This is a genomic window from Oceanibium sediminis (assembly GCF_003265325.1).
Classification (GTDB): Bacteria; Pseudomonadota; Alphaproteobacteria; order Rhodobacterales; family Rhodobacteraceae; genus Halovulum; species Halovulum sediminis.
On the sequence record NZ_QGNX01000028.1, the window covers coordinates 1 to 7,318 of the forward strand.

Sequence of the window (7,318 nt, forward strand, 5' to 3'; positions counted from 1 at the left end):
CCAGCCGTGGTCTATTGGCAGAGAAATGATATCAACCAACCCGATCAGCAGGTGCAACGAGTAGCTTAATTTACGCCAGATCCTGTCCAACGGATGGGGAGTAGCTCACCCGCCTCTGCTCCCCTACAACTGGAATAGACCCAAGGCGTTCACCACGTCGCGCTTTGTCGCCTCGGTGCGTTCTCGCGCCCGTTCCGTGCCCTCTCTGATGACCTCAAGAACGTATCCCCGGTCTTCGGAGAGCTGTGCTCTGCGCATGCGAATTGGGGCGATAAGCTCTTGGAGGATCGCTTCCAGACGCGCCTTGATCTTGCCATCACCAAGCCCGCCGCGCTGGTACTGTGCCTTAAGCTCGGCAAGCCCATCTTGATCGGGATCGAAGGCGTCGAGATAAGTGAAGACGACATTGCCCTCGACGCAGCCCGGGTCTTCGACACGCAGATGGTTCGGGTCGGTGAACATCGCCTTGACGGCACTTCGGATCTCCTCGGGCGAGGCGGACAGGGCAATTGCGTTGCCACCGGATTTCGACATCTTGGCCTTGCCGTCGATACCGGGCAACCGGCCCGCTTTGGGTATGATCGCCCGCGCCTCGGGCAGCACGTCGCGGCCTGCGGTTGCGTTGATGCGCCGCACGATCTCGTTCGTTTGCTCGATCAGCGGGGCCTGATCCTCACCGACCGGTACGACCGTCGCCTTGAAGGCCGTGATGTCCGCCGCCTGTGCCGCCGGATAACACAGAAATCCGGCGGGAATGTCGCGCCCGAAGCCGCGCGCGCGGATTTCATCCTTGATTGTCGGGTTCCGTTCTAGCCGCGCGACCGTGACGAAGTTCAGATAGAGCATCGCCAGCTCCGCCAGCGCCGGAAGATGCGATTGCAGGCAGATAGTGGTGCGACTGGGATCAATGCCCACGGCTAGATAATCCAGCGCGACCTCCATCACGCTGCGCTGCACCTTCTCCGGGTCATGGGCGTTGTCGGTCAGGGCTTGGGTATCCGCCAGCAGCAAGAACTGCTCATGGCTGTCCTGATAGCGCAGCCGGTTTGCGAGCGAGCCTGCATAATGCCCGATGTGAAGCGGCCCCGTGGTGCGGTCGCCTGTCAGAATGGTTGTTCTGTTCATTTGTGTCTTCCCATGAAACGAGAGGCAGCGCATCGGGAAGCTCGGAAAACAAAAGGCCGCCCATGCGGCGGCCTCAGAATACGATTGGTCATCCGGCCACCCTGTCAAGAGGCCAGCCACCAGGTCATTGCGATGATCATAGTGATTTCCATGGAACGCTGCATATCGTCGGCGAGGTCACTCGTCAATCAAATGGTATTAAGGGCTCCTTCCCGACGTTGGCCGCGCCGCCGGATCTGCGTGATAAGATGGCGCACCAACGTCGGGTTGGTGTCGTGGCAGGGCGTGGCGGATCGTAGGAGCCATCATGCCCATTGCCAACTTACCTGCCATTCGCGCCTGCCGCCCAGCCTGGAACAAGGGGCGCGTCGACGGACAGAAGCGCCCGCTCATGCCCAAGCACGTCTGGGCCATTCGCGTGCGCTTGGAGATCTCCGAAAACTACCGTGATCTTGCCCTTTTCAACCTTGCCATCGACAGCAAGCTTCGAGGCTGTGATCTGGTAAAACTCAAGGTCGCGGATGTCTATGCAGCTGGCCAGGTCAAAGAGCGCGCTTCGATCATCCAAAGCAAAACTCAGAAACCTGTCCGCTTAGAGATCACTGAGGGCACCCGTAGGTCGCTCGCGCGTTGGATCGATGAGCCACAGATGATCGGGTCCGAACATCTCTGGCCCGGTCGATTTCATGAACGCCTGCATATCTCCACACGACAATACGCACGGCTGGTCCGGGACTGGGTGATCTCGATCGACCTCGAACCGAGCTCATACGGCACGCACTCGATGCGACGGACCAAAGTCGCCCAAATTTACCCCAAGACCGGAAACCTCCGTGCGGTTCAACTCCTGCTTGGTCATACGAAGATGGACAGCACCGTCCGTTACCTCGGCGTCGAGCTGGAGGACGCACTCTCGATCTCCGAGTCGGTCGAAATCTAACCGGCCGGGCCGTCCTTCGTGGACGGCCCGGCGCCGACCTTGGTACTAGACGCGACTAACGACTACTACCAGCCCTTTGCCGACGGATAATAAAAGCCCTCCAAGAACCATCTTGGAGGTGGGGAAATTTGCGATCGCCTCGCACAAAGCGGACACTCGTCACCGGCCTGCCGAACTCGGTGATGCTGCAGATTGCTCAGGCGGCAGCGGTTTAGGAAAGCGATATTCATTGTGGACTACTTGCGTGGGCGAGTACTTCGGTCTGCAGCGTGAACTTAGTGAACAGCGGTAGACCCGGGGCCCGGCAGACGCTCTAGACGCTCCGCCACCATCTCCTGCAGGCGCCACAGGTGCAGGTCGTGGACGCCGGCCCGCTTCAGTTCGGTAACAGTGTTCAGCAGGTATTCGGCCATCGTGCCTATGTGCCCCACGGCACAGGCGAGCATGTCAGCCAGCTCTTCCATTGCAGGCTCGGGCCGGTACAGCGGAAAGGCGGGATCGGCGGCGAAGAGTATCGCCTCGACAGGGCCGGCCTCAGTTTCGGCGGTTACGTGTTCGGGCGGTACCGGGGGCTCATTCTGCAGAAGGCTCACCAGCGCGGCCAGCGGGTTGTCGCCGGTGTCCATCCGCAGGACCACACCGGAACAGGCCCCGCCCCGGTCGAGGGACATCATCAGCCCCGGCGTTGAAGGGCAGCCCCGGAAGCGCCGATCGGTCAGGCAGAACGCTCGCTGCCACCCGGTCACTTGCGCAGCCCGGCGTTCGGCTACCTCCATGCGCGGGTTCCAGATCAAGGAACCTGCGGCGAAGACCCAGACGGCGCCTTGCGTTTCAAGCCGCTCAAGGATTCCAGAGGCAGTCCGGTGGTAGAACTCCGGCGGGGGATCCTCGAGCATCACGGGCCCGCGTTCATCTACGCGCGGCGGCAGCCGGTCGACAAGGGTGCGGGTGAGGCGCAGGGGCGGGACGATGGGCAAATCCTTCAGGCCGGACATCAGTTCAGGCACCGGTCGATACAGGCGAGCCAGTTCTCGTGCGCGAGCTTCCGGATCAAGTCATCGCCGTACCCGTGAGCGGCCATTGCGTCGAACAGGCGCGGCACGCCGGTAACGTCGCCGATAAGGTCAGGCAGGACACATCCATCAAAGTCCGACCCCAGCCCGACGTGATCCTCGCCGGCCTGCGCGATCAGATGGTCGAGATGGCGCAGCATCACGTCCCATCCGGTGCCTGTGTCGGCCGTGCCATCGGCATTGAGGTAGAAAGCCGCAAAGTTGAATCCAACCATGCCACCGCGCTCGCGGATCATGTGCAACTGCCGGTCCGTCAGGTTGCGCGGGCTGTCACAAAGCGCATGGGCGTTGGAATGGGTCGCGACCAGCGGCGCAGCAGAGCAGCGGGCCACATCGTCGAAGCCCTTTTCGTTCAGATGCGACAGGTCGATCACGATACCAAGTTCGTCGCACAGGCGCACCAGATCAAGGCCTGCCTCGGTAAGGCCCGGCCCGGTGTCGGGGCTGCCCGGAAAGGCCATCGGCACGCCGTGGCCAAAGATCGTCGGCCGGCTCCAGACTGGGCCAAGCGAGCGCAGGCCGATGTCGTGAAAAAGGTAGAGCGCGTCAAGGTCGGGGCCGATCGCCTCCGCTCCTTCCATATGCATCATACCCGCGATGACGCCGGTCTTCATGGCTGTGCGGATGTCGGCCACCGATCGGCAAACGCGGAAGTCATTGGGTGCCGAGCGTTCCATCCAGTGCAACAACCCCGCCATGGCCAGCGCGTCGGGCTGGGCCTGCGGATGCGTCATCTCGGGCGGCATGGGTAGAGCGTAAGGCGGATCGGCCATCAGCGCCTTGAAGTCGGGCGGTGGGCCGCTGGACGCGGGCGGCACGAAGATTGCAAACATCCCGCCCGCAAAGCCCGCGTTCTTCATCCGAGCGAGGTCCAGATGGCCATGGCCAGCCGTGCCCAACCATGTCTCGTCGCGCGGGGCGGGGGCTTTCAGCAGGCGAAGCAGAAAATCGTTATGGCCGTCGAAGAATGGGATGGGCGCGGTCACTCGGAAGCCTCCTTGTTTGCCATTATGGTGAGATGGGCATCCACCGCGCATAACAGGTCGCTACAATGCGCATCGGTGATCCCGAGATGCGTGAAATGCCCCACGATGTTGGCCAGATAGTCTCGGCTGGTGCCAAGATCGCCCACCCCATGGGCGACGTAGCGGATCTGCTCCTCGTAGGTCAGGTCGGGGCGCACGTCCGGCACATCGTGGTCCGCGACAAAGGTCAACACGCGGAACTCCGCGTCGCCGATCCGGGCCGGGACGAACCGGGCGAGGTAACCGGGCGCAATCATCTCGCGCCGGAACAGGATCTCGGTCTCGGCCTCGACATCCGCCGCCGCGATCCGAAAGGCCAGCCCCTCGCACCCGTCGCACCCTTCGACGGCATCCAGCGTCGCGAACAGGCCCGGTGCCTCTTTGGTGCCGCGGCCGCCCCTGGTGTCTACCAGGATCAGGCGGCGGGCATGGCCCGCGACATGGGCGCGCCGCACCTCGGCAAAGCGCAAGGCCGGATCCCACATCAGCGACCCATAGCCGAAGACCCACAGATCGCCCGAATGGCCTGCCAGCGCCTCGGCCCGGATCGCCTCGCGCTGTGCGTCGGTATGGACCCAGTCGCGAAGCGCCTCCTGTTGGGGGTCTGCTGCCATGATCGCCTCAACGCTGAACGTTCGAAAGTAGGACGTCTCGGTGTCCGCGATCCGGTCGCACAATTCAGGGTGATGGGCAAACGGGTTGGTCAGTTCAGGCAAGGCGGCTCTCCTCTTTGGTCTCGCGGACCGGTATCATTTCCATGCAGATGTCGACGCCTTCGACGATGCCCGGAAAATCCGGTGAGCCGGGCACGTCACGAAATCCGGCGCGCCGGTAAAGCGACTGGGCGGCATGCAGTTCGTGATGGGTGGACAAACGGTAGCGGACGTATCCGGCGGCCTCGGCCTCGGCCAGCAGCACTTTCAGCATCTGCGCGCCGATCCCGTGACCCCATGCATCGGGGCGCACGAACATGCGCTTGATCTCCATCGTCGTCGCGTCCTGCCCGTAGAAGGCGACACAGCCCACCGGCGCCCCGTCGAGCCGTGCCAGCAGCAGACAGCCCGAGGGCGGGCCGAAGCGTCCCGGCAGACCGGCGATTTCAGCTTCAAGGTTGGCGAAGACTGACGGGTTCGGGTTTTCGCCCTTGGCCACATGTTCCATGGCCCATGCGACGAAAGCGCGGATCAACGCCCGCGCTGCGACGAGGTCTTCGGGCGTCTCTGCGCGGGTGATGGTCAGGGCCATGGCCGCACTCCGCGCGGTCATCGGAAGTGTCCGGGATAGTCTAGCATCAAGGCCTGTACGTCCAGATCGCTGGAAAAAGCGTTGGGGTTGCGTGCGGTCATCTCACGAACGAAGTCCCGGCGCGTGCGCGCGTCGTCCGGATCGGCGGGCGCGGACAGCCGCGTGGCAAGGCAACGTAGCAGGGCAGCGGCGCGGCGCAGCGAGGCAGCGGGGCGGGGGGCGAAGGCGAGGTTGGTGTCGATGACGGCCATGATCGGGATCCTTCAAGGCTTGCGGTGTTTGATCCGGCTAGATCCTCTGACGGAATTCTGCCGCGCACTATCCGGGTGATTTTGGTTTCTGTGTTCGATATGATCGAACAATGATGGATCACCTTGCTCGGATGGCAGTTTTTCAGGCCGTGGTGGATGCGGGGTCGTTTCGCGGTGCGGCGAAGCGTCTTGGCATTTCGCCATCGGTTGTCAGCCACCATGTCAGCCAGCTCGAGATGCAGCTCGATCTGCCCTTGTTCTATCGGTCGACGCGGAACCTTTCGTTAACCGATGCGGGGGCCGAACTGCTGCGTAGCACGCGTCTGATGACTCAGGCGGCCGATAAGGGCATGGCGGCGATGCAAATGCGCAAGGCACAACCCGTCGGCCACATTCGGGTGACGCTGCCTTCAGGCGCACAACACCCCGCGTTCGGGGCAACCTGGGCCCAGTTGCTGAAGAGATTTCCCGGACTGACCTTTTCGATCACCTTCACGGACGCATTCAGCGATCTCTCGGGGTCGCAGTTCGACCTCGCGATCCGGGGGGGAACGTCCGGTCTGAAGGATTCAGCCTACAAATCCCGCTTGTTTCGACGCTATGAAGTCTGGCTGACTGCATCACCAGACTATGTGACGGCCCGGTCGCCCGCAAAGGTAATCGAGGATCTGGCGGCCTGGGACTGGATCGAGTTTCCACCCGGGTTGCGCCTGAACGATTTTCTGCTTGAGCCGAGGCCTGCCGGTCAGCGTGTCGAGCCCCGCATCGCGGCCACGCTGGATTCCATGTTGGTGGCGGAAGAACTCGCGCGCGAAGGGATTGGCGTTCTTGCGATCCCGAAAGAGGTGGTCCAAGACCATGTGCGGGACGGGAGGCTTGTGCGTCTTCTTCCCGGTGTGCCGCTTCGTCCCATAGAGACCTATGCGATCTGGCCAGCCAATGTGGGTGACGCAAGCCCGGTTCGGATGGTGCTGGATTTCCTGCTCGAGAACTTGCCCAAGAGCCGCAATTGAGGTCCAGGCAGGTCACTGAAAACCATGTCACGATTCAATGACAGGAAGTCGAGGCTCGCGTGTATCGACGCATCGCTCTGCCGGGAAAACTGCGGCAAGCTGGTCTGGTGCAATACAATGCAGAGTGTCGACCCGTCTGAACGGCAGCAAAATCGGCCGGTCGTGTAGATGGCTAAACAAATTGGGCTGAGCTACGATGCCGCGCTGCTGCATGTCGCAACACAGTTTGCAAATTTGCGCTGTCCGTTTCCTGCGCATTACTGCCGTTCTTGACCGGTGCGGTGAAGGTCCTGACCCCGCCCGAAGCGGCACAACGCTGCTGACCGGCGCAGCCGGGTTGGCTTTTCAAGGATATGTTTTTCCCGACCAGTGCGGACATGGCGCGGACACGGATCTGTAAAGCAAAGAGCCGCCCTGACAGACGGCGCGTAAGATATTGGTTTTTTTAGATTTGGTTGCGGGGGTAGGATTTGAACCTACGACCTTCAGGTTATGAGCCTGACGAGCTACCGGGCTGCTCCACCCCGCGACAGTAAACGATCATTCATCGAGCGACTTTGAGTTTAGCAGGTTTGGCGGTGACCTACTCTCCCACGTCTTGAGACGCAGTACCATCGGCGCGGTGGCGCTTAACGGCCGAGTTCGG

Annotated in this window: 8 protein-coding genes, 1 tRNA gene and 1 rRNA gene; 2 read left to right on the top strand and 8 right to left on the bottom strand. The window is 62.1% G+C overall.

Annotated elements, in window-relative coordinates:
- Nucleotides 1–123: 123 nt before the first annotated feature.
- A complete protein-coding gene (trpS, locus tag DJ029_RS21095) occupies nt 124–1,125 on the bottom strand; it encodes a tryptophan--tRNA ligase (protein ID WP_112324445.1) in 1,002 nt (333 codons plus the stop codon).
- Nucleotides 1,126–1,432: 307 nt separating this feature from the next.
- Between trpS and DJ029_RS21100 the strand changes: the two genes are divergently transcribed.
- Nucleotides 1,433–2,065, top strand: coding sequence for a tyrosine-type recombinase/integrase (locus tag DJ029_RS21100; RefSeq protein WP_112324446.1), 633 nt, complete (start codon nt 1,433–1,435; stop codon nt 2,063–2,065).
- Between the two features lie 275 nt (nt 2,066–2,340).
- On the opposite strand, the gene DJ029_RS21105 is transcribed toward DJ029_RS21100, so the two are convergent.
- Genes DJ029_RS21105 through DJ029_RS21125 form a run of 5 tightly spaced genes read right to left on the bottom strand, consistent with a single transcriptional unit; the run spans nt 2,341 to nt 5,659 of the window.
- Nucleotides 2,341–3,060 carry a gamma-glutamylcyclotransferase gene (locus DJ029_RS21105; protein ID WP_112324447.1) on the bottom strand — a complete coding sequence of 240 codons (720 nt, stop codon included), beginning with the start codon at nt 3,058–3,060 and terminating at the stop codon, nt 2,341–2,343.
- Complete coding sequence (locus tag DJ029_RS21110) at nt 3,060–4,124, bottom strand: dipeptidase (RefSeq protein WP_112324448.1); 1,065 nt, start codon at nt 4,122–4,124, stop codon at nt 3,060–3,062. Before DJ029_RS21110 ends, DJ029_RS21105 begins: the two co-directional genes overlap by 1 nt.
- Nucleotides 4,121–4,879, bottom strand: a complete 759-nt coding sequence (locus tag DJ029_RS21115; protein WP_198671234.1) for a gamma-glutamylcyclotransferase — start codon at nt 4,877–4,879, stop codon at nt 4,121–4,123. Before DJ029_RS21115 ends, DJ029_RS21110 begins: the two co-directional genes overlap by 4 nt.
- Entirely contained in the window at nt 4,872–5,408 is a 537-nt protein-coding gene (locus DJ029_RS21120; RefSeq protein ID WP_157966479.1) for a GNAT family N-acetyltransferase, read from the bottom strand. Before DJ029_RS21120 ends, DJ029_RS21115 begins: the two co-directional genes overlap by 8 nt.
- 17 nt (nt 5,409–5,425) lie before the next feature.
- A complete protein-coding gene (locus DJ029_RS21125; RefSeq protein WP_112324450.1) occupies nt 5,426–5,659 on the bottom strand; it encodes a hypothetical protein in 234 nt (77 codons plus the stop codon).
- A gap of 110 nt (nt 5,660–5,769) precedes the next feature.
- Here DJ029_RS21125 and DJ029_RS21130 point away from each other — a divergent pair, with 110 nt between their 5' ends.
- Nucleotides 5,770–6,672, top strand: coding sequence for a LysR family transcriptional regulator (locus tag DJ029_RS21130; RefSeq protein WP_112324451.1), 903 nt, complete (start codon nt 5,770–5,772; stop codon nt 6,670–6,672).
- Nucleotides 6,673–7,124: 452 nt separating this feature from the next.
- Here the strand turns inward: DJ029_RS21130 and DJ029_RS21135 are convergent.
- Nucleotides 7,125–7,201, bottom strand: a tRNA-Met gene (locus DJ029_RS21135).
- Nucleotides 7,202–7,242: 41 nt separating this feature from the next.
- Nucleotides 7,243–7,318, bottom strand: a 5S ribosomal RNA gene (rrf, locus tag DJ029_RS22625); the annotation flags it as partial.